The sequence below is a fragment of the Gilvibacter sp. CC01 genome (assembly GCF_055755295.1).
The window spans coordinates 2,627,307-2,646,281 of the sequence record NZ_CM146909.1; the positions used below are offsets into that span (position 1 = coordinate 2,627,307).

Annotated in this window: 25 protein-coding genes and 1 riboswitch; of the genes, 14 read left to right on the forward strand and 11 right to left on the reverse strand. The window is 43.8% G+C overall.

The features are described 5' to 3' along the window. Nucleotides 1-77: 77 nt before the first annotated feature. The 5 genes from AC0J2F_RS12425 to AC0J2F_RS12445 are packed head-to-tail and all read left to right on the forward strand — an operon-like array spanning nucleotide 78 to nucleotide 2,859. Nucleotides 78-644, forward strand: coding sequence for a T9SS type A sorting domain-containing protein (locus tag AC0J2F_RS12425; protein ID WP_473007920.1), 567 nt, complete (start codon nucleotides 78-80; stop codon nucleotides 642-644). 19 nt (nucleotides 645-663) lie between these two features. After that, complete coding sequence (locus AC0J2F_RS12430) at nucleotides 664-1,032, forward strand: hypothetical protein (RefSeq protein WP_473007921.1); 369 nt, start codon at nucleotides 664-666, stop codon at nucleotides 1,030-1,032. Nucleotides 1,033-1,038: 6 nt separating this feature from the next. After that, nucleotides 1,039-1,590: a YceI family protein gene (locus tag AC0J2F_RS12435; RefSeq protein WP_473007922.1), complete on the forward strand. Its 552-nt coding sequence runs from the start codon at nucleotides 1,039-1,041 to the stop codon at nucleotides 1,588-1,590. Between the two features lie 2 nt (nucleotides 1,591-1,592). After that, nucleotides 1,593-1,964 (forward strand): OB-fold protein, encoded by a 372-nt coding sequence (locus AC0J2F_RS12440; protein ID WP_473007923.1) that lies wholly within the window; start codon nucleotides 1,593-1,595, stop codon nucleotides 1,962-1,964. A 1-nt stretch (nucleotide 1,965) separates the two neighbouring features. Continuing rightward, a complete protein-coding gene (locus tag AC0J2F_RS12445; protein ID WP_473007924.1) occupies nucleotides 1,966-2,859 on the forward strand; it encodes a DUF5777 family beta-barrel protein in 894 nt (297 codons plus the stop codon). A 12-nt stretch (nucleotides 2,860-2,871) separates the two neighbouring features. Here the strand turns inward: AC0J2F_RS12445 and AC0J2F_RS12450 are convergent, their stop codons facing one another. The 5 genes from AC0J2F_RS12450 to AC0J2F_RS12470 all read right to left on the reverse strand — a co-directional run bounded on the left by AC0J2F_RS12450 (nucleotide 2,872) and on the right by AC0J2F_RS12470 (nucleotide 7,450). Continuing rightward, entirely contained in the window at nucleotides 2,872-3,096 is a 225-nt protein-coding gene (locus tag AC0J2F_RS12450) for a hypothetical protein (protein WP_473007925.1), read from the reverse strand. Beyond that, the gene (locus tag AC0J2F_RS12455; RefSeq protein WP_473007926.1) at nucleotides 3,083-4,411 is read right to left on the reverse strand and encodes a DNA recombination protein RmuC; all 1,329 of its coding nucleotides are present in this window, start codon (nucleotides 4,409-4,411) and stop codon (nucleotides 3,083-3,085) included. The genes AC0J2F_RS12450 and AC0J2F_RS12455 overlap by 14 nt, the downstream gene beginning before the upstream one ends. Before the next feature lie 75 nt (nucleotides 4,412-4,486). Continuing rightward, entirely contained in the window at nucleotides 4,487-5,269 is a 783-nt protein-coding gene (locus tag AC0J2F_RS12460) for an ABC transporter ATP-binding protein (protein ID WP_473007927.1), read from the reverse strand. Then, complete coding sequence (locus AC0J2F_RS12465; RefSeq protein ID WP_473007928.1) at nucleotides 5,269-6,297, reverse strand: FecCD family ABC transporter permease; 1,029 nt, start codon at nucleotides 6,295-6,297, stop codon at nucleotides 5,269-5,271. Before AC0J2F_RS12465 ends, AC0J2F_RS12460 begins: the two co-directional genes overlap by 1 nt. Before the next feature lies 1 nt (nucleotide 6,298). Further along, nucleotides 6,299-7,450 carry an ABC transporter substrate-binding protein gene (locus AC0J2F_RS12470; protein ID WP_473007929.1) on the reverse strand — a complete coding sequence of 384 codons (1,152 nt, stop codon included), beginning with the start codon at nucleotides 7,448-7,450 and terminating at the stop codon, nucleotides 6,299-6,301. Between the two features lie 54 nt (nucleotides 7,451-7,504). Next, nucleotides 7,505-7,705: riboswitch (cobalamin riboswitch) on the forward strand. Between the two features lie 96 nt (nucleotides 7,706-7,801). Between AC0J2F_RS12470 and AC0J2F_RS12475 the strand changes: the two genes are divergently transcribed. After that, the gene (locus AC0J2F_RS12475; RefSeq protein WP_473007930.1) at nucleotides 7,802-9,730 is read left to right on the forward strand and encodes a TonB-dependent receptor plug domain-containing protein; all 1,929 of its coding nucleotides are present in this window, start codon (nucleotides 7,802-7,804) and stop codon (nucleotides 9,728-9,730) included. A gap of 1 nt (nucleotide 9,731) precedes the next feature. Here AC0J2F_RS12475 and AC0J2F_RS12480 read toward each other — a convergent pair whose 3' ends face one another. Then, nucleotides 9,732-11,201: a S41 family peptidase gene (locus AC0J2F_RS12480; RefSeq protein WP_473007931.1), complete on the reverse strand. Its 1,470-nt coding sequence runs from the start codon at nucleotides 11,199-11,201 to the stop codon at nucleotides 9,732-9,734. 179 nt (nucleotides 11,202-11,380) lie between these two features. Here AC0J2F_RS12480 and AC0J2F_RS12485 point away from each other — a divergent pair, with 179 nt between their 5' ends. From AC0J2F_RS12485 to AC0J2F_RS12500, 4 genes are read left to right on the forward strand one after another with little or no spacing between them, the layout of a single operon-like run. Then, nucleotides 11,381-11,890, forward strand: a complete 510-nt coding sequence (locus AC0J2F_RS12485; protein ID WP_374958396.1) for an RNA polymerase sigma factor — start codon at nucleotides 11,381-11,383, stop codon at nucleotides 11,888-11,890. Next, nucleotides 11,877-12,323 carry a hypothetical protein gene (locus AC0J2F_RS12490; RefSeq protein WP_473007932.1) on the forward strand — a complete coding sequence of 149 codons (447 nt, stop codon included), beginning with the start codon at nucleotides 11,877-11,879 and terminating at the stop codon, nucleotides 12,321-12,323. Before AC0J2F_RS12485 ends, AC0J2F_RS12490 begins: the two co-directional genes overlap by 14 nt. A 24-nt stretch (nucleotides 12,324-12,347) precedes the next feature. Further along, nucleotides 12,348-12,881 carry a DUF4252 domain-containing protein gene (locus AC0J2F_RS12495; RefSeq protein WP_473007933.1) on the forward strand — a complete coding sequence of 178 codons (534 nt, stop codon included), beginning with the start codon at nucleotides 12,348-12,350 and terminating at the stop codon, nucleotides 12,879-12,881. A gap of 5 nt (nucleotides 12,882-12,886) precedes the next feature. After that, nucleotides 12,887-13,540, forward strand: coding sequence for a DUF4252 domain-containing protein (locus AC0J2F_RS12500; RefSeq protein WP_473007934.1), 654 nt, complete (start codon nucleotides 12,887-12,889; stop codon nucleotides 13,538-13,540). A gap of 24 nt (nucleotides 13,541-13,564) precedes the next feature. Here AC0J2F_RS12500 and purB read toward each other — a convergent pair whose 3' ends face one another. Next, on the reverse strand, nucleotides 13,565-14,908 hold the full coding sequence (gene purB, locus AC0J2F_RS12505; protein ID WP_473007935.1) for an adenylosuccinate lyase: 1,344 nt from the start codon (nucleotides 14,906-14,908) through the stop codon (nucleotides 13,565-13,567). Nucleotides 14,909-14,960: 52 nt separating this feature from the next. After that, nucleotides 14,961-15,542 (reverse strand): adenylosuccinate lyase, encoded by a 582-nt coding sequence (locus AC0J2F_RS12510; RefSeq protein ID WP_374959632.1) that lies wholly within the window; start codon nucleotides 15,540-15,542, stop codon nucleotides 14,961-14,963. A 33-nt stretch (nucleotides 15,543-15,575) separates the two neighbouring features. On the opposite strand from AC0J2F_RS12510, the gene AC0J2F_RS12515 reads away from it, so the two are divergent. Beyond that, nucleotides 15,576-16,049 carry a heme-binding domain-containing protein gene (locus AC0J2F_RS12515; protein ID WP_473007936.1) on the forward strand — a complete coding sequence of 158 codons (474 nt, stop codon included), beginning with the start codon at nucleotides 15,576-15,578 and terminating at the stop codon, nucleotides 16,047-16,049. Here AC0J2F_RS12515 and AC0J2F_RS12520 read toward each other — a convergent pair. Next, a complete protein-coding gene (locus tag AC0J2F_RS12520) occupies nucleotides 16,024-16,695 on the reverse strand; it encodes an SIR2 family NAD-dependent protein deacylase (RefSeq protein ID WP_473007937.1) in 672 nt (223 codons plus the stop codon). The genes AC0J2F_RS12515 and AC0J2F_RS12520 overlap by 26 nt on opposite strands. Nucleotides 16,696-16,735: 40 nt before the next feature. Between AC0J2F_RS12520 and AC0J2F_RS12525 the strand changes: the two genes are divergently transcribed. From AC0J2F_RS12525 to AC0J2F_RS12535, 3 genes are read left to right on the forward strand one after another with little or no spacing between them, the layout of a single operon-like run. Beyond that, nucleotides 16,736-17,398, forward strand: a complete 663-nt coding sequence (locus tag AC0J2F_RS12525) for a TrmH family RNA methyltransferase (RefSeq protein ID WP_473007938.1) — start codon at nucleotides 16,736-16,738, stop codon at nucleotides 17,396-17,398. A 29-nt stretch (nucleotides 17,399-17,427) separates the two neighbouring features. Beyond that, complete coding sequence (locus AC0J2F_RS12530; RefSeq protein WP_374959628.1) at nucleotides 17,428-17,580, forward strand: hypothetical protein; 153 nt, start codon at nucleotides 17,428-17,430, stop codon at nucleotides 17,578-17,580. Next, nucleotides 17,577-17,948, forward strand: coding sequence for a VOC family protein (locus AC0J2F_RS12535; protein WP_374959627.1), 372 nt, complete (start codon nucleotides 17,577-17,579; stop codon nucleotides 17,946-17,948). The genes AC0J2F_RS12530 and AC0J2F_RS12535 overlap by 4 nt, the downstream gene beginning before the upstream one ends. 59 nt (nucleotides 17,949-18,007) lie before the next feature. On the opposite strand, the gene AC0J2F_RS12540 is transcribed toward AC0J2F_RS12535, so the two are convergent. Beyond that, on the reverse strand, nucleotides 18,008-18,199 hold the full coding sequence (locus AC0J2F_RS12540) for a cold-shock protein (protein ID WP_087522800.1): 192 nt from the start codon (nucleotides 18,197-18,199) through the stop codon (nucleotides 18,008-18,010). A gap of 113 nt (nucleotides 18,200-18,312) precedes the next feature. Beyond that, nucleotides 18,313-18,975, reverse strand: coding sequence for a PAQR family membrane homeostasis protein TrhA (gene trhA, locus AC0J2F_RS12545; RefSeq protein ID WP_473007939.1), 663 nt, complete (start codon nucleotides 18,973-18,975; stop codon nucleotides 18,313-18,315).

Sequence of the window (18,975 nt, forward strand, 5' to 3'; positions counted from 1 at the left end):
AGGTAGGAATTTATAGGATGCGGGTGTTGTATTAACGACAACTAAAACGTTAAACAATTTTCTAAAAAAGACTACCTATGAAAACTATTTTACTTGCCTTTATTACCTTTTTGACTTTTAATCTTCAAGCGCAAACCACGCACAATATCAATTGGTTTATTGGAGCTGATCCAGGGACACTCGTGATCGAAGCTGGAGATACCGTCAATTGGATCTGGACCGATGGTGCTCCTCACACAGTAACCTCTATGCCAGGAAGTACAGACACCTTTGACAGTGGCGTGCTTCCGAGTGGTTCTACCTTTTCTCGTGAGTTTCCAAATGTCGGGACAAACCCGTATCAATGTGATGTTCACCCCAGTATGAACGGTGTTATCGAGGTTGGAGCCTTAAGCGTGGACGACAATGAGATCATCAATCTTGAGTTCTATCCAAACCCTGTTAAGGATTGGCTTTTTATTGACTCGCCAGTAGGGATGGAGCGTGCTCAACTCTTTGATATTAACGGGAAACTGCTCATGGATGCACCGCTAAACAACCATAACCGGACCAGCATTTTTATGGGGGTGTTCAAATCTGGGTTGTATTTTGTACGTATTCAAACTGAGGAGGGTTCTCAGTCCTTGCGAATCGTTCTTCAGTAAAAAAAAGCAATCTGAAGTGATGACTAAATTAATTCCAATATTCGTCTTGGGTGTTTTGCTTTGGGGATGCAGCAACAACACTCAGGACGATTTGGAACCCATTATTCCGGAGGTAGAAGCAGAAGAGCAAGTCACCTATAGCGATGTCAAATTTATTCTCGACAACAGCTGCGTGGTTTGTCACAGCAATCCCCCTCAGAATGGAGCACCAATGTCCCTAGATTCTTATTTGGCTGCTCGAGATGCTGTCCTGAACCGCGGCCTCTTAGACAGAGTGAGCAGGGAAGAAGGAGCCGATGGCTTGATGCCCCTTGGAGGGCCTCGCTTGCCACAGCAGACCATAGACCTATTGATCCAATGGAGCGAGGACGGCTTGCTCGAAAACTAACACCCGATGAGTCATAGAAATTATTTGGCAGCAACCTTGTTCCTGCTATGTAGCAGTATTGGTATCGCTCAAAAGTTTGGAACTAAAGCAGGAAGCATTGCCTTTGAGGCCTCTGTGCCTTCTTTTGAGCCTGTTGCAGCTACGCACAGTAGCGTGAGCGCTGTATTGAACTCAGACAACGGTCAATTGGCCGTATTGGCCTTAGTAACAGGCTTTCGATTCGATATTGCCCTGATGGAAGAACACTTCAACGAGAACTATATGGAATCCGAAGTATATCCTAAAGCTATCCTTAGAGGTCAGATCAAAGACTTTGATGTTAAGGCTATTGGTATTGGTAATACGGCCTTTCAATTCAGCGGTTCTTTAGAGATCCACGGAGTGGTGCAGCCTTTTGAAACAGAACTACAGTTTTCCAAAACAGACCAAGACCTGCTATTGTCGGCTCGTTTTGCCTTAAAACCAGAAGATTTTAACATAGAAATCCCAAAGATCGTTGCCAAAAAAATAGCCGACGAGGTCTGGGTGGCTGTGCAACTGCAACTTAAATCCATTTAATCATGAAGCGTAAATTATGGATCATTGCGGCTTTGGTCTTGGCTGTAGTCGCTGTATTAGGATATAATTATCTCTATCAGGATCACCGAGATATTCAACAAGAGGCAGCTATATTTAAGGGAACCGCTTCTGAATTAAAGACCTTATTGACAGGCAGCGAAGATACCTTGACCAACACTACGGTAGAACTGCGAGGCTATGTGACCGCTGTAGAACTAGACGGTTTGGTTTTGTCCAATTCCGTGTATTGTAAGCTGGACAGTATTCCTGAGCTTACGCTACAAGAAAATTTAATCATTAAAGGGCGTGTCTTAGGTTACGATTCCCTTTTCGAGCTGGTCAGTATGGATCAGTGTAAAATCATCAACGACTAAAATGAAAAACTTTCTCAACGTATTCTTAGCCCTATTGGTTTGCTGCGGATCTGCCTTTGCACAAGACGATCTTCTTGCAGAGCTAGAGGCCGAAATAGACAGTAGACAAGCTGTCACCGCTGCATTTAAAGGTTTGAAGATCGTCAACTTCGAATCGACTAAACTGGCAGGGCACAAGGACTTTTATTTTATTGTTTCACACCGTTTCGGAACGGTCAAAAATGGGATCGACGATCTTTTTGGCTTGGATCAGGCGGTGACGCAGCTCAAGTTCATATACGGTTTAAGGCCTTGGCTAAATTTGGGCTTTGCACGTAGTTCCTTGCAAAAGACTTACGGACTGCATGCCAAATATAGATTGCTTCAGCAAGAGCAAAATGGCCTGCCGTTCACTTTGGTGGGATACAACTTGGTCACTGTGAACACTGCTTTAGATAAAGATCTGTTCAATAATTTAGAGTTTTCAGATCGACTGACATATACCTCACAATTGTTGCTCTCTTCCAAACTCAACGAACGACTTTCTGTGCTTTTGGCTCCCACCTATTTGCACGAGAACTTAGCGACTCGCAGCACTGCCATTAGTGGTAATGGAACTCCTCAGTTCTTTGATGAAGATAACGACCAGTTCGCCCTCGGCTTTGGAGCCCGCTATAAATTGAGCCCCCGATGGAGTCTGAATGCAGATTATGGTTGGCATTTGAATAGAAACTCAAATTCAAGTTTTAGGAATCCACTTTCTATAGGAGTTGATTTGGAAACTGGTGGCCATGTGTTCCAGCTGCATTTTACCAATGCGCAAGCCATGTTCGAAGACGGCTTTCTAATACGTGGTGCGGGAGATTGGTCCGACGGTGATTTTTTCTTCGGATTTAATTTGAGTCGGGTGTTTTAAAAAGCTTGGCCCTTATTTGAAGTTACCTGCCCTGTACTCGCTCCATTTTCGGTAGACCACATAGCTCAAGCAGGCGGCAATGATTAAAGACAAAATACCAAAAAAGGTCACTGCCCCGGAATAAGAGTCGATCACGGACTGTTTGGGCTTTTCAAAGAAAGCACTAATGCCTGCCCACCAGGTTACTATAGAGAATACACCATAGCCAATAATCTCCATTAACTTAATCAGTTTCATCAGTGTCGGCGCGTTTCAGTAGATTTTCGTTCAGGTGCTTGGTCTGTTTTATTCCGAGTTTTTTGAGTTTTTCTACTCGGGTGATCAAATTGCCGCGGCCCGTTAATTTTTTCATGCTGGTCTCGTAGGTTCCAGTGGCGGTTTGCAATTGTTTTCCAACCTTGAGCAGATCGTCTGTTAGGTTGACAAACTGATCGTACAGCGCTCCAGCTTGTTTAGCGATCTCCAAAGCATTTTGCTGCTGCTTTTCATTATTCCACATGCTATCTATAGTGCGTAGCGTAGCCAATAGGGTAGTTGGAGTTACTATTACGATATTCTTTTCGAAAGCCCAATTGTAGAGTTGTGGCTCGGCTTGCGTGGCTATGGCAAAAGCGGGCTCGATAGGCACAAATAACAAGACAAAATCAGGACTTTCTATCTGATACAAATTCTGATAGTTCTTCTCACTTAGTTGGTCTACATGTCGTTTTAAAGAGGCAATATGCTCTTTAAGTAAAGCAGGTCGCTGAGCTTCATCGTCTTCGCTGGCGAATCGCTCATAGGCGGTAAGGGTTACCTTAGAATCTATGATCATTTTTTTACCTTCTGGCAGGTGAATGATCACATCCGGTAAGACGCGCTTCCCGTCTTCTGTGGTAAAACTCGATTGTACGGAATATTCTCTGTCTTTTTCTAAACCTGATTTTTCCAAGACGCGCTCCAAGACCAATTCTCCCCAATTTCCTTGTATTTTACTGTCTCCTTTAAGGGCTTTGGTAAGGTTGGTCGCCTCTTTACTCATTTGCTCGTTGAGTTCCATCAGGCCTTTGATCTGCTGCTTTAGCTCCGTGTGCTTAACTATATTCTCTTTGTTGGAATCTTCTACTTTCTTTTCAAAGGTTTTGAGCTTTTCTTGCAGCGGATTCAAAATATTCTCAATGCTCTCTTTATTTCTATGGGTGAGCTTTTTAGAGCTTTCATCAAAGATCTTGTTGGCCAAATTCTCAAATTCCTTGGTGAATTTTTCTTGCAATTTGGTCATTTCTTCTTGCTGCTCCTGACTGCGCTGTTTGAGGTGATCATAGGCCGCATTCTGTTTGGTGAGTTCCCGCCCTAAGAATTCCTTTTCTTCGCGGAGGGCTTCTTTTTCGTTCAAGGCGCGTTTAAATTGCTCATCGAGTTTTTCGATCTGCAAGTGCTCCTGATGCAAACGCTCTTGCAAGGCGGAAGAGCGAGCTTTGAACTTGAGTCGAGCCAATAAATTGCCTATAAATGCACCAAAAAACATGCACAAAATGGCTAAGAATACAAATAAGAGTACTTCGCTTGTCATAATTAGGTTAAAGATAGGGAAGCCAACGGAACTATCTGAATTTTTATGCTTCGGAATCCGACAATTTATGAATCCTTATTTGTTGAGGAAAAAACGCTTGGACTCCACATCGAATCGGACCGTCTCCTTAGGGAATAGGGACTCCAATACCCCCGAGGTCAACACTTTTTCTCGGCTATAGGACGCTATGCGCTTGTCTTTTACCAACAAGATACTATCGCAAAGATCCAAGGCCTGCTCTAAATCGTGAGTGGCGTATAGTACTGTTTTGCCTTCTCTTGCCAACTGGAGCATCAGTTTTAACATATTGAACTTATGATGCAAGTCCAAATGGGTGGTGGGTTCATCCAGAATTATGATAGGAGTGTCTTGAGCAATAGCTCGTGCCAGTAGTGCGCGTTGCAATTGGCCGTCGCTAAGCTGATAACACTTTTTGTCTTTTAAGGCTATCAGGTCTGTTTTCTCTAAGCCATCGGCTATAGCTTCTTTGTCTAATGCCGTCAGTTTGCCTAGCCAATTGGTGTACGGATGCCTACCCAATGCCACCAGTTCATAACAACTCAAATTAAGCGAAACTGGAGATTTGGTAAGCACAACACTCAGCATTTTTGCCCGGGCTTCCATAGTCAGCTTATGCGCCGATTCACCCTGAATTTTGAATTCGCCGCTTAAGGGATTTAAGGCTCCGCTCAAAGTTTTTATCAGTGTTGATTTTCCTGAACCATTAATGCCTATTAATCCATAAAGTGAAGCAGGCTCAAGCTTTAAAGTGATGGAATCGGCTACCACTAGAGCCTTATTCCCTTTCCCATAGCCTATGCTAAGATCTTCTATTTCTATCGCTAGTTGTTTTGCCATTAGAAGAGAAGTTTACGTTTTCGAACCAATAACCAGATTACCACCGGAGCACCAAATAAGGAGGTTACTGCATTGATCGGTAAGGTAAGTTCGCTATATGGCAATTGCGCAATGGAATCGCAGATCAGCATTAATATTGCTCCAGAGAGACCCACTGCCGGCAGCAGTATTCTATGATCCGAAGTATTTAAAAAGAGCCTGGTCAAATGTGGAACGGCCAAGCCGACAAAGGCGATGGGACCTGCAAAAGCGGTTATAGCTCCAGCCAAGATACAGGTCGCCAAAATGATCCAAAGCGTAGCTCGCTTTAAATGAACTCCAATACTTTGCGCATACTGAGGCCCTAGTAAAAGTGCGTTTAGGGCTTTGATGTTCGCTACACTCAAGAGACTCCCAAGTCCAAAGAATAAAGCGAGTATTCCTATGCTATTCCAAGAGTTTCCGCCTAAACTCCCAAAAGACCAAAACACATAGCGTTGTAGGTCTTCTGCCGGACTAAAATAGGCCATAACAGCCACGACAGCCGCTGTTAAACTGCCAAACATAAGTCCAATGATCAATATGGCCATTGTGTCCTTAACCCGCGTACTTACCGCCATAACTGCTAACAGCACCAAGAAGCTTCCCAAACTGGCAGCTGCTACAACTCCCCAACTTTTAAAAGCTAGTCCTGCTATAGATCCTCCGAAGACACCAGCTCCTAAAACCAAAAGGGCAACTCCTAAACTCGCTCCACTAGAGATCCCTAGAACAAACGGTCCTGCTAAAGGGTTGCGAAATAGCGTTTGCATGAGCAAGCCAGCAATAGCTAAACCACTGCCTACCATTAGTGCTGTTAAGGCTTTAGGTAAACGATAGTTTAAAACGATATAATCCCAACTGCTGGCGGCCGTCTCACCACCGCTCAATATCTGTAAAGTGTCCTTAAATGGGATAGCCACAGAACCCAGACTTACATTGAGTACAAGACAAAGCAGACACAACAAAGCGCCTAGAAAAAAGAACCTAAAAGCTGGCTTTGTATTCATTCTATTCGAGCTTGCTAAAAAAATACAATTCGTGCTCAGGCAGTAATTCCGGATGTAAAATCCGTATCAGATCTTTCAGAACCAGGTCGGGTCTATTAGGCGCTAGTTCATAATAGATAACCCCTCCGGTGGGACCTTTATTGGTGGTAAAACTATAGACCTTACTAGCTTTGAAAGCAGTAAACTCGGCATAAACTGCATTGGCCTCGGCCATTTGAGTTAACGAGGTGAATTGGCCCGGTCCTATCCAAAAAGCTGCGTCTTGTGATTTTTCTAAAACCGATTCTATACTCAGCGATAAACTCCCTTTCCCTTTGGTGTCTGCGTAGCGGTAATCTGCTTTGGCATCTCTTAGAAATTGCGCGGCCCAACTCTGTCCATTGGGCAGATACCAAACGTCTTTATACATGGCTCCGCTTAAAACAGATGGCGCATCCGATTGATGCTGCGCCAGGGCTTTAACACGGGTGTATTCTTCGGCTATTTTGTTGAAGGCAGTTGTGGCCTGCTCATTCTTATCTAGCAATGCGCCAAAGAATTTAAGCCATTCAGCTTTTCCTAACGGATCTTGCTCTACCCAATCTCCGTTGTATACCACTGGGATTCCGGCCTCCTGAACACGATCTAGCGTTTTGTTATCTCCATCCACACCAAAACCAACAACCACATCTGGTGCGGCTTCGATAAGAAGTTCTAGATTGAGCTGCTGTGTTCCACCCAATTCCTTAACCTTACCGGCGTCTATTAAGGCTCTAGTCTTTGGGCTAGAGACATAATCTGTTTGCGGAAACCCTAATAGTAGTTCTTCTGCATTTAATGCTTCTAGAGACGGAATATGCGTAGTAGAGGTCACCACCAAACTTTTCACGGGAACTTTTATGATGGCGTCAAAATCGGCTGCTGCGTCTTCCAAAGGTCTGGCCTGCTCAGAGTAGAGTAAGTATCTAAAAGTTTTATCGGCTTCAGGCCAGGGGTTATCTACTTCTAAAATACTGTAGTCGGAATAGTGATATAGACGAAAACCCGTGGCATGAGTCACGCTGTTCTCAATTTGCTGCCTGTTAGTGATCTCTTCCGATTGCTCAGAAGAGGATTCGTTTTTACAGGCTAAAAGAAAACATACTGCCAGCAGCAGGGTAAGGGTTTTGCGCATGCTCAAAAATAATATTATTTGGCCTTTTGACCGCTTGCAGGATTTAATTTGTTTAATTTCGCCCCCGTATTGGGTGAACATATTCGTTAGCGAATTGTTCTTAAAAGGGAATCTTGTGAAAGTCAAGAACTGTTCCCGCAACTGTAAGCGATGCCTTTGGCATTAGGAGGTTGATAAAAAGCCACTGTCTTTTAAGAGATGGGAAGGCCAACATCCGCAGCAAGTCAGGAGACCTGCCCGAGACAATCAAATAACGTTAAACTTTCGGGATAAAAGTTTTGCATGCAGTATCGGCTTGTTCGAGGCCGAACTAACTTGCCACATCTTTTATTCCAGTAAACATCTTTAAAAATGAAGAAGATTCTTTGTATTACTGGAATGGTGTTGGGATTGTCTACCCTTGGATTCTCACAGTCTACGGGCCGACAAAATTCTCTGGACACTGTTTATTTAGATTCAAAAACCCCTTTGGTCTCTGCCAATAGCGGAAAAATCATCAGTAGCATTACTGCGGAGCAGATCGCGCTAACTCCCAACAGCTCGGTTGCACAAATACTCAACCGCATATCGGGTATTGAGATCAACGGTAGTAGATCCAATGGTGGGCAAAACCTCGGTTATTTTGTACGCGGTGGCAGGAACCGCCAGGTCGTAGTGCTTATAGATGGGGTACAGGTCAATGATCCATCTCAGATTGCCAATGATTTTGACTTGCGGCTGCTTCCCGCCTCCGGATTTGAAAAAATAGAAGTGCTCAAAGGGGCTTCCAGTGTTTTATATGGCTCCGGAGCAGCTACTGCAGTTATATCCTTGACCTCTAAGAAGAACAGCGACAAGGTATTCGGTTTACAAGCCAGCACGAGTTTGGCCACTGAGAATTCTAGTGAGCGCAGCGGTTTTGGAGTTCAGGCTTTTAACAATTCCGCTCGTATGGGTGGAACATACAAAGGGTGGTCATACCAAATGCAGCTTGATCATCAATCGCGCACAGGACTTTCTGCAGTTGCAGCACCAGAAGGCGAACCGGCCTTTGATAACGACCCGTTCAATTCTTATTCGGCAACAGCAAGCCTTGGCTATGACTTTAATAATGGATTGCGCATTTCTAGAAGTTTTAGCCAGGCACGATTTAAGGCAGCTTTTGACAATTTTGACTATACCGACGCAAACAATTTAAGTACGACCGAACTGCAGCAGCTCCGCGGAAATTTAACTTATAGTTACCCAAAGGGACGCGTAGTGGTCAACGATGCCTATAGCTGGACAGATCGTGAGATAGCGTCATCGTTCCCGTCGCGATTTGACAGTCGTTTCTTTGCAGTAGATGGTTATTGGAATCACCGGTGGAACAAACAGTTCAGCACAGTAGTGGGGGGCAACGGGCAATTCAGTGATTTCAATTCTTTTTCTATTCCTTTTGGCGCTTCGGACTTTAACCAGGATTTCGACGGTCAAACGGCCGATTTCGATATCATTGATCCGTATTTAAATGTGGTCTATCAAAGTGATTTTGGCTTGAATATCAACGCAGGAGTGCGTTTAAATACACACAGCAATTACGACAATGCTGTGGTGTATCACATCAATCCGTCGTTTACAAAGAAATTGGGAGACCTAGATGCCAAAGTTATGGCCAGCTACAGTACTGCTTATATCACCCCAAGCTTATTCCAGCTGTTCGATCCAAGTTTCGGAAATCTGGAATTGGACCCTGAGAACAACCGAACCCTTGAAGCAGGTCTAGCTGTTGGAAAAACAGATTCCTTTAATCTCAGTGTAGTTTATTTCAACCGCTTGGAAGAAGACTTTATTGACTTTGTTACGGTGGACCCGGATCTGTTTATTTTCCAATATCAGAATATCACAGAAGGCTTTAGCGCCAGTGGAATAGAGGTAGAAGGACAGTTCCAGACCGGGAAAGTTCGCTTTAATGCCAATTATACTTACACTAAACCCGACGAACGCTTTAGTCTGCGTATTCCGGAGCATAAATTAAATGCCAATTTAAACGTGCAATGGACTCAGACGTTTAACTCCGGATTGCAATATCAGTACAATGCAGCTCGTGAAGATGCATTTTTCAATTCCGTGAGTTTTGAGAACGAGGCTGTGACCCTTGACGCCTTTGGAATTCTAGATTGGTATGGACAAATTCGTCTAAATGAAGCTATTGGATTCATCGCGCGAGTAAACAACCTACTCAACCAGGAGTATGAAGAACTCTTCCGCTTTCAGACCTTGGGCAGAAATTTTAGCTTGGGTATGAATATAAACTTATAGCCTATCGAAAGTTACCTGTGGCCCCCGGTAAGGGCAGGTCATAGATCAACTCGTCGAAATGAGGCAATTGTTCTTTGCGGCCTGAAACTTCTTGAAGTTCTGGGCCGCTTGTTTTTGGTGCTGCCCCAAATCCTGCTCCAGTGATCTGAAACAATGCTTCTGCCAATAAGGGTTCGTTGACATCACCTAGGGTGCCGAGATTGGTGTAATCTTCTGGCAATAAGGTATCTGGAGCCAAGCCGTCGAAATAATCGGTAACTCCATTGGCGTTAACAGATTTCAAGATCAAGGGCTGCATGGCATAAGTGTGATCTGGATTAGCTCCGGCACGACCAAAGTTCTCTGAATCGTAAAGGGTAGTGGACGCCGTAAATTTCCCAGTAGTGGTTCCTCCAATCTGCACTACATTGATCCATGGGTCTAAGCCGTTGATGACCAATTCACTTGCGGAAGCCGAGCGTCTTGTAGTCAAGACATAGACTTGGTTTAAATTCAAACTATTCAGCGCCGATCCATTGCGAGTCTCGTTGATAAAACGGTTGATCAAACGTTCTGGGTCATTGGCATCAAAAAAGGCTTGATTGTCGCTGTTCCATTCTTCTGTGGTAAAGATCTCCCCTGTAAATTGGCCCGTAATCAGGCTCGAAAGTGTAATGGCCGTTAGCACAGAACCACCGGGGTTATAGCGCAGATCCAGCACCAAGTCCGTGATCCCATCCGCAGCAAACTGTCCAAAGGCATCGTTAAGCTGTTCATCGAAATTGGAGGTAAAGCCGTTATACATCAAATAGCCAATATTCTGTCCACTTACGTTAAGCGTCTCTGCAATTAAGATTGGATTTTCGGTGTATTCTACCTTGGTAAGGTCAACGCTTTCTCCTGTTGGCGTAACGGTATCTCCGTCAAAAGTGGCTAAACCTATGGTATAGCTGTCTGGAGCCAGCAATGTTCTGAAATTGTCGTTATTGAGCTGTTGGCCATCTACTGTATTAAAGATAACGCCTCGGGTCAAACCTGCTGCTTCCGCACTAGTGCCTGGCAAAACGTAGCGCACATAGCCAAACACCTCAAATTCACTCCCTGGATAGAACACCAGACCATATTCCATACCGTTGTTTTTGGTAACACCTTGGAACTGCTGCTCCAGTGTGATATAATCGTCTACCAAGAAACTGAACCTATCTATAACCCCTGGTTGATAGATCAGATCGTCAAAAATGGCTTCAGGACTCGGATACGAACCCGTAAATGCGGATTTTTCTTCGACCGTTGCAAAACGATCGTTGGCCAGATTGGGAACATCGTCTTTATATAGATAGAAGGCGTTAAGGCCGTTCCAAATAAAATCATTGATGGTAAAGGCAACATTGCCGTTGTTATTTCCGGTCAGGTTGTCGTCCTGATCCTCGAAACAGGCGGCTGTGGCAAACAGAAGGGCTGTCGCCACAGTAAGTAGGAATATTTTTCGCATAGCTTTTTATATAAAGGCAACATGAATTATGCCATGATACTTTTAAGTTGGGAAAAAATCTTTTCCCTTGCAAAAACGCATAAAACATGGGTTCATTGCGAATTTAAACTTTTTTTGTAACAAAAAATTGTCTGGTTCGTCCTAACTTCAGAAGCGCATCATTGCCAACCATCAGAAAAATGAAACAAGAGGAGTTCTTACAAGTTGTAATGCCATTCAAAGATAAGATGTATCGTTTGGCGAGAAGAATCTTGGTTTCTACGGATGAGGCAGAGGATGCAGTTCAAGAAGTTCTTTTAAAGTTGTGGAAGGGAAAGGAGCGCATGAGCAACTATAACAACCCAGAGGCTTTTGCAATGACCATGACCAAAAACTATTGTTTGGACCGATTAAAATCCAAACAAGCAGGTCACCTTAAGATAGTACACAGTAACTATCAGTCGCCACATGCTAGATTGCAAGATCAAGTAGAGGCGAATGACGGAGTGCGTATGGTTTTTGAGATCATGGAAACCCTACCGGAACAACAACGTATGATAATTCAATTACGCGATGTAGAGCAATATGATTTTGACGAGATCGCAGCAATAGTAGATATGAAACCCACGGCTATACGAGTGGCTTTGAGCCGCGCACGTAAAACCATAAGGGAAGCATTGATAAAACAATACAATTATGGAGTTAGCTAAAATAGAATCCTTATTGGAGCAGTATTTCGAGGGGAACACCACCTTAGAGCAAGAAGCTCAATTAGCGCAGTACTTTGCTACTGCGGATCTGCCGGACCATTTGGCCCCGTACAAAGATCTCTTTGCAGGTTTTGGGTATATGCGTCAGCAGAAATCTGAAAAAACATTTGTGGTGCCACAAGAAAAGAGACGAAATCCAATTTGGGGCTATGCAGCCGCCGCTGTGATTGGAGTGTTATTGAGTGTTGGAATCTTTATGAACAACAGCGCAGACGACAGCCCAACCTTGACCGCAGAGCAACAAGAAGCAGTAGAAGCTTTTGAGCAAGCGAAGAAAGCGTTAGAAATGATCTCTGGCAATCTTAATGACGGCATTGAAGGCATGGCCTACCTCATTGAATTTGACAAGGCCGCAGAACAAATTTTTAAATAAGCAATTCATTTATTCAATAAACGTATGAAAAGAGCAGTAATTTTAATCTTGGCTTTGGTAGTAACCGCAACCGGTTTTGCACAAGATGTATTTGATAAATATGAGACTAACGGGAAAGTAACTTCCTTTGTAGCTACCGCAAAGATGTTCAAGTTGATCCGCGACATCGATTTTGAAACCGACGATCCGGAGGCACAAGCTTACAAAGACCTTATTGACAATATCGACAATATCCGTGTTTTTGTGACAGAAGATGAGTCAACCCGTAACGATATGAACACTACGGTGACTAATTACCTAAAGAGCAATCCTAAACTGGAAGAGTTGATGCGAGTAAGCAGTGAAGGTAAGCGCGTGCGCTTTTATTCACAGGACGGCGAAAGCGAAGGCTTTGTAAAAGAGTTGTTGATGCATGTTACCGGCGATATTGACGGCAAGCAGATGTCAGTGATCATGAGCCTTACCGGCGATCTAAACTTAAGTCAGATCTCGCAATTGACCAAAGATCTAAAGTTGCCAGGAAGCGAAGAGCTCAAGAACATCGATAAGAAAAACTAAGGCGATTGAAACATTTATTAGCAATAATTAGCTTAGGGATATTCCTCGCTGCAATTTTGGTTAGTTGCAACGAGGAACCCACTTTACAGTCCTATTTTGTAGACAAACAAGAAGACAACCGTTTTGTCAAGTTTGACGTACCTTCTAGTTTGATCACAGAAGACAGCGATCTGCTCAATGCAGAGCAAAAAGAAGTGATGCAGTCTGTGCGTAAGCTTAACATTATGGCTTATCCTATTAAAGATGGAGATTCTCTTAAGACAGAATACCAACAAGAGAAGCAGAACGTGATAGACATTTTGGCCCGAGAGCAGTATCAGACCCTGATCAGTTTTGGTTCTCCAACACAAGGGGCATCTTTGAAGTTCGTAGGAGAGACCGATGCCATTGATGAGTTGGTGATTTTTGCCAGCGACGAGGAGCGAGGTTTCGCGATCTTTAGGCTGACAGGAAACGATATGGATCCGGAGAAATTCGTGAACATGATGCGCTCTATAGAGACAGGAGATCTGGACGTGAGCCAAATGAACGGATTGGGTCAACTTTTTGATACGAGCGACGAAGACTATGACGATTCCTGGGAAGACCAAGAAGGATGGGTAGACGACGAGGTCTCTGAGACCAAGCTCGATTCCATCATCGACGAGATCGAGGACTAAATTGAAAAAATAAAACTAGGGAATTTATATTCCCGTGTAGGATGCTGGTGTAATAGCCAGCATTTCTTGTTTTAGGCCGTCTGAAACATCTAAGGACGCAATGAACGCTGCCATGGTTTGCTGGGTAATAGCCTCATTGGTGCGTGTAAGACCTTTTAAGGCTTCGTACGGATTCGGATAGCCCTCACGGCGTAATATGGTTTGAATGGCCTCTGCCACTACGGCCCAATTGTTTTCCAAGTCTTTGGCTAAGGCCTGCTCGTTGAGCAATAGTTTGCCCAGGCCTTTTAGCGTTGCTTTTATGGCGATAACCGTATGGGCAATAGGCACCCCAATATTTCGCATTACCGTAGAATCTGTAAGGTCGCGTTGCAGACGAGATACGGGAAGTTTTGCAGCTAGGTGTTCAAAGACCGCATTGGCAATACCGAGGTTTCCTTCGGAGTTCTCAAAGTCGATAGGGTTAACCTTATGCGGCATGGCCGACGAACCTACTTCACCTTTTTTAATTTTTTGCTTAAAGTAATCCATAGAGATATAGGTCCAAAAATCACGATCCATATCCAAAATTACGGTGTTGATTCGCTTTAAGCCATCGAACAAAGCAGCCATATGGTCGTAATGCTCTATCTGCGTGGTTGGGAACGAATGGTGCAGGCCTAGCTTTTCTTGAACAAAATGGGTTGCAAAACCTTTCCAGTCTATCTCCGGATAGGCAACTTTATGCGCGTTGAAGTTTCCTGTTGCGCCTCCAAATTTCGCGGCGCTTTTAATATCGTTAAGCAGATCCAATTGCTCGCGCAAACGCACCACATAAACAGCGATCTCTTTACCCAAACGGGTAGGAGAGGCAGGCTGTCCGTGTGTACGAGCCAACATTGGAATGTCTTTCCATTGCTCCACAAGGCCTTCTAGTTTTTCTATCAGCTCTAAAAAAAGCGGGATGTAGACATCGTTTACAGCTTCTTTGAGCGATAAGGGTACAGCGGTATTGTTGATGTCTTGGGAGGTCAATCCAAAGTGAATGAACTCTTTGTCTTCTCCAATACCCAAACGATCAAAACCTTCTTTAATGAAGTATTCCACGGCTTTTACGTCGTGGTTGGTAATTCCCTCAATTTCTTTTACACGTTTAGCGTCTACTGCACTGAATTCCGTGTATAGCTTTCTAATGGCCTCAAATTGTCCGTGATCAAAATCTTTGAGCTGTGGCAAGGGCAACTCACAAAGCGCAATAAAGTATTCTATCTCTACTTGAATGCGGTATTTAATCAGCGCTTCTTCTGAAAAATAATCTGCTAAAGCACCAGTTTTACTAGCGTAGCGTCCATCTATTGGAGAAATTGCACGGAGGGCCGTATTGCTCATTTGGGCTAATTTTTAAGAAAGGGCTAAGATACGGTTTATAACCAAATTTCCACTACTGCTTTTCGGCCTGATATTTCTCCATCATGGCTAAGAATGTCCGAGTTCTTGCCTTATATCCGGCAGAGTGTTTGGCATAACCTTCTTGCAGTATCAATTTGAGTTCCGGATGCACCCAATCGAACTCCGTACCTAGCCAATACAAACTTTGAATACTATAAGCTTTACAAGCTACTTTTTCCTCATTGATGACCCAGTCAAAGCAAGCTGCAGTAAACGCCTGGCGATGTTCCTGCTTTAAAGCAGTCTGGATTTTTTTATCTCCTTGCTTGTAGTAACCCAAACACAAGAGTTCGGTGATCTTAGCCATAGGCCTTTTTGTCTGGTCCTTTTTGACCTTTTGGATCAGTTCGCAAAATATATCCAAATGCGGAAGCAAAAGTTCCATCTTAGCCTTACAAACAAATTCTAAAACCCAAGCCGCTTTATGCGAACGGTCGCTGCCCTCATCTGCGCAGAAAAGTAAAAGATCTTTAAAGCACTGAGGATGCTCCAAAACCCAATTGGCAGCTTCTTGTCTGCTGGCCCTGTAGGCCTTTGCATAATTTAACGTTTCTTCAAGAGCTTGGCGTGACAAAATAACTTAATTTAAATCATCAACTAACTGCAGATGAAGATACTTAAAAAACTGCTGATCCTCGCTTTGATCGCCTTTGTGGTGATGCAATTCTTCCGGGTGGAAAAGAACAGGGTAGCGGGTGATTATCGGGCTGCCTTTGTTGCAGAGACCAATCCTCCGGATGAGGTGATGCAGACCCTTAAAACAGCCTGTTTAGATTGTCATAGTAACAACACGCGATATCCATGGTATGCAGAGGTCGCGCCCATCTCTTATTGGTTGGCCGATCATATCGACCACGGTAAAGGCGAATTGAATTTTTCTGAGTGGGATTCCTATTCTAAAAGGCGCAAAGACCACAAAATGGAAGAGCTCATAGAAGAGGTCAAGAAAAAACATATGCCCCTGGACTCCTACACTTGGGTGCATAAAGATGCTGTACTCAGCGATGCGCAGATCACTGCAATGGTGAATTGGGCCGAGAGCTACAGAGCATTACTCAACTTAGGAGATCGACCACAGTAGGGATGCCTTGGGTAGCACTTGAGGCGATCACATTTACTCGGCCTCCCGAAGTTATTGCAGGATTAGGATCTACAAAATATATGGGCGTGTCTAGCGGTGCGTAGTTCAACAAGCCTGCGGCAGGATAGACCTGCATAGAAGTTCCAACTATGATCAATACTTCGCATTGGCTTACAATTTCTGCAGCTTTCGCAATTAGGGGAACGTCTTCCCCAAACCAAACAATATGTGGTCTTAGTTGATGCCCATTCTTACTCAGATCGCCAAGGTTCAAGTCTTTTTTCCAAAGGCGGATATCATCGTGGTATCTACTGCAGCGTACTTTGAACAATTCCCCGTGTAGATGAAGCACCTCAGAGCTACCGCTGCGTTCGTGCAGATCGTCCACATTTTGTGTCACTATGTTTACTTGGTGTTCTTGCTCTAGGTTTGCTAAGGCCGTGTGAGCGTTGTTAGGCCCTACCTCCAAGAGCTGTCTTCTGCGTTGGTTGTAAAAGTCTAGTACGAGTTCTGGATTGGCCCGCCAACCTTGTGGTGAAGCAACTTCCATTACATCGTGACCTTCCCAAAGTCCGTTGGAATCTCTAAAGGTCTTTAGACCACTTTCTGCGCTAACGCCTGCGCCACTGAGTACTGTTATTTTCATTCGATTGCAGCCCTTAAGATTATTTACTAATTTACAAATTATGGATGCCCAATTATTTACTTATCTAGAAGACTTTTTAACCGAGCGTCGCCGGGAACTGTTCAAGGAAGTGCTTGCCCAGCGTACCAAACACATTACAGTGGTTACCGAAGGAGTTTATCAATTGCACAATACTTCTGCAGTGGTGCGCAGTTGCGATATCTTCGGGATCCAAGAACTTCACGTTATAGAAGAGATAGAAGGGCGTCGCATAGACAAAGAGATCGCGATGGGGGCCCAGAAGTGGGTTGATGTTATCCGTTATGACTCCGTAGCATCCTGCATTGCAACCCTGAGAGCTCAAGGATACAAGATCATAGCTACTACACCGCATGGTGAAGCTGTTGGACCAAAGGCCTTAAACCTTACTGAAAAGATCGCACTCTTTTTTGGTAAGGAAGGCGACGGCCTAAGCGATTACGTAATGCAAGAAGCAGATGCACATTTGACCATCCCGATGTATGGCTTTACAGAAAGTTTGAATATCTCGGTAGCCGCTGCTATTAGTTTATACGAGCTAGTTGGTAGGCTGCGGAGCGAGAACATCCCTTGGCAACTCAATGAGGCCGAAATACTCGACAAAAGGATCGACTGGACCTTGAAGAGTATTAAGAATGCAGATCAGATCATTGAACGGTTTTTAGAAGACAACAATATTGACTAACTTTAATAGACTAACTAAACTTTTTAATCATGATCGTTCTTTATATTTTGGGCGGACTTCTCGCCCTTATTGCCTTGTTGGCCTTGATCGATACAATAAAATTGTTCTTTAATATGGATAAAGCTGTAGGTAAGGACTTTGAAGAAGGCCTGTCCAAGCTTAAAACCATAATGGAGTCATGAATAAGGTAGTTGTCAATTGGTTTGAGATCCCTACAGCGGATATCAAACGCGCAAAAATATTCTACGAACAGATCCTTGACTGCCAGATGCAGCTAGTAGATATCGGGGGTTTTGATATGTGTTTCTTTCCAGGTGATCCTTCAGAAGGCGCAACAGGAGCTTTGATAGCCCACGAAACCTATTCGCCAAGTCATGCTGGTACTCTTGTGTATCTAATGACAGACGATGTTGCTGTCCCTTTGGCTAAAGTAGCCGCGGCGGGAGGCAAAGTATTAAGAGAGAAAACACAGATATCGCCGGAACATGGGTATATGGGTGTTTTTGAAGATACTGAAGGCAATCGGGTTGCACTTCACTCCAACGCATAAAAAAAACCGCGCTGTGAGCGCGGTTTGTCTTAAAAGTGTATGTCTTAGATCAATTTGAATTAAGCCAATTGAACATTTACTGCGTTCATACCTTTTTTTCCTTCTTTTAATTCAAATGATACTTTATCGCCTTCTTTAACTTCTGTAGTCAATCCGGAAATGTGAACAAAGTAATCCGTGTTTGAATCATCTTCGGTGATAAAGCCGTAGCCTTTGTCTTCAACGAAGAATTTAACGGTTCCGTGTAACATAAAAAATAATTAATAATACTTCTACAAAGTTACGGTTAAAACCAAGGCGGATTCCAATAAATTCAAAATAAAAGTCAAATTCCTCTAAAAATAACCTATCGGTAACACTGGAATTAGGTTTTTATGGAGAGATAGACCGCAAAAAAATGACAGATCGTACCTCCTAAAACAAAGACGTGAAAAATCGCATGATTAAAGCGCAAGCGCGGCAGGCTGTACAATACAGCGCCTACGGTATAGGAGATCCCGCCTGCAAGTAAGTACCAAAGAGAAACCGTATCCAGGTTGTTTACCATGGGTTTTACTGCAAAGATCACCATCCATCCCATTGCGATATAAAGTACCGTAGAAAGTCGAACATAGCGTCCTGTAAAGAAGAGTTTTAAGATCACACCACCTAAAGCAAGGCCCCAAGTGATCCCAAAAAGCACCCATCCGATAGCCCCGTTAAGGGTAGTGAGCGTAAAAGGGGTGTAGGTCCCTGCAATCAGTAAATATATAGCCGCATGATCAAAGATTCGGAAGCGTTTTCTAAGCTTTGGTTTCTTACTCCAGTGATAAACCGTTGAGGCTGCATATAGCACGACCATACTCGCTCCGAAGATACTCCAACTAACAATGTGCCAAGCCGAACCTTTAATACTTGCCTTGATAATAAGTAAAGGTAAGGCCGCAACGGCAAGGAGAAATCCGATGCCGTGCGACCAAATATTTAATTTTTCTTCAAGTGCAGAATAAGTAACCAGATCGTGGTGTTGGGGCGCCTTTTCTTCCAT